This is a genomic window from Pseudomonas sp. (assembly GCF_050739935.1).
Classification (GTDB): domain Bacteria; phylum Pseudomonadota; class Gammaproteobacteria; order Pseudomonadales; family Pseudomonadaceae; genus Aquipseudomonas.
Window position 1 is genome coordinate 1 of record NZ_JBOICF010000021.1, and the last position, 1,600, is coordinate 1,600.

At 54.6% G+C, this 1,600-nt stretch carries 2 protein-coding genes and 1 pseudogene; all 3 read left to right on the forward strand.

The window, feature by feature from the left end:
* Positions 1 to 293: pseudogene (locus ACRER8_RS02775) on the forward strand (SEL1-like repeat protein); the annotation flags it as partial.
* Positions 294 to 310: 17 nt separating this feature from the next.
* Positions 311 to 622 carry a hypothetical protein gene (locus ACRER8_RS02780; RefSeq protein WP_431744836.1) on the forward strand — a complete coding sequence of 104 codons (312 nt, stop codon included), beginning with the start codon at positions 311 to 313 and terminating at the stop codon, positions 620 to 622.
* Positions 622 to 1,600 (forward strand): DUF6396 domain-containing protein (locus ACRER8_RS02785; protein ID WP_431744837.1); only part of this gene is annotated, 979 nt, incomplete at its 3' end. The genes ACRER8_RS02780 and ACRER8_RS02785, both read left to right, overlap by 1 nt.

A 1,600-nucleotide genomic window follows, 5' to 3' on the forward strand; every position in this document is an offset into this window, starting at 1 on the left:
AAAAGAAACTTGACCCGGCCACTGGCAGGCCGCTACCCGGCTCACCCGTATTTAGCCAGGCCCATTTATCAGCACCTGACTGCGGCAGTGGTAAAACCTGCCCGGTCAGTGGCTATTGGCAAGTGCGAAGAGGCTGGAACATCGGCAGCCCAGACGGCGAGCCAATCGTTCGCCACTTCAAAGAGGGTGATCGGTTCCCGACCGAACCGATGCTTCATTACAAATTTCGCGATTGGCCGTTCACAACCAAGGTCACGCGAAAAGAAACCCATGTGTTCTGGACGCTGGCCTGAGGTGCAAGGAGAGCAAAATGAGCCATAGAATTGCTGTCCCCTCGCCACGCGCGAAACCAACGAAGCGATCTGCGCGGGCAAATGGTATGTGGAAAACACCGAACATCCTGCATGACTGGATGAGTGTCAGCAAAGACTTGAGGAAGCGGTTGTGGAATCTGCATACGGCGGGGATGGGGGCGCAGGAGGATGCGGGGGAGGCTTACAAAGCCTGGGCGTTCATCATCACTCGAAACCACGAAATTCAAGCTAAGCAATGGGATGACGTGCCTTATGCCCCATTAGTGGAGTTTCTCTACGCCGGCGACAAGCTTACAGATATCGACTGATGCGCCGCCTTCTCTTGCTCCCCTGCCTGGTGTTGGTGGCCTGTGCCGACAGCCGTCTTCCCATTCCGACTCAGGACCTGCCAATGAACCCAATGACTGAGCTCAAGGCCACACTGGCCTTCACATGTGTCCATGAACAGATTCCTAACGCACCTGCTGACAGCGACGTGTTATTTCAATACGCCCGCTGGCTACAAAAGAACAACCAGCTCAAGCGCGACAAAGGCATTAATACAGAGATTGAACGGCTATACCGCGTCGCCGCCGAGAATGGCCATATGAAGGCCAATATCAACTTACAGAACGGTGGTATGCGCGGGCAGTTCGAGGTCCACGGTCACGAATACCTGCGTTTCAGTCAGGACTTGATCGATGCCAAAGTTGCGACCGGGTATTACCTGATCAGCTTGCTGCTGGAAAAGGGGGCTGCTGGGCTACAAGAGGATTCCGACATGGCTTTGCGGTATTTGAGCAAAGCTGCGAATACCGGCAATGCTCAAGCGCAGTACTTTATTGCTAAGAAACTGGCCCCGAACAACATCGCTCCGGACATTGCCCGACAAATGAGGCGCTGCGCGGCTGAGCAGAGACACGGTGAGGCAGCACTTGCGTTGGCTGTGCATTTACAAGTAAGCGGAAGATTTGAAGACGCTCTGGAGATTTTTCAATTGGGGGCAGCCGCTGGCAACGAAAATTCCACCAGTTTCTTAGTCAACGGGTTTCGTGGTCCTGAGCCTGATAACGAGCTTTACTACCTCGCCCAGCAAGAAGACCTCGAACGCGCCGACCGCTACGAAAAAATCTGGCGCATCCTCGCCAACTATTCCTACGCCAACCCCAAAGTCCCCGAGATCAACGACATCGTTCCACTACCTCCAGCCAAACTGCCGCCATGGGACGGCAAGCTGAAATGGCTGGAAGAACGCGAAGCCAACATCCCACCGGAAAAACCGTCGCAGGAACTGATTCAGCGCCTGG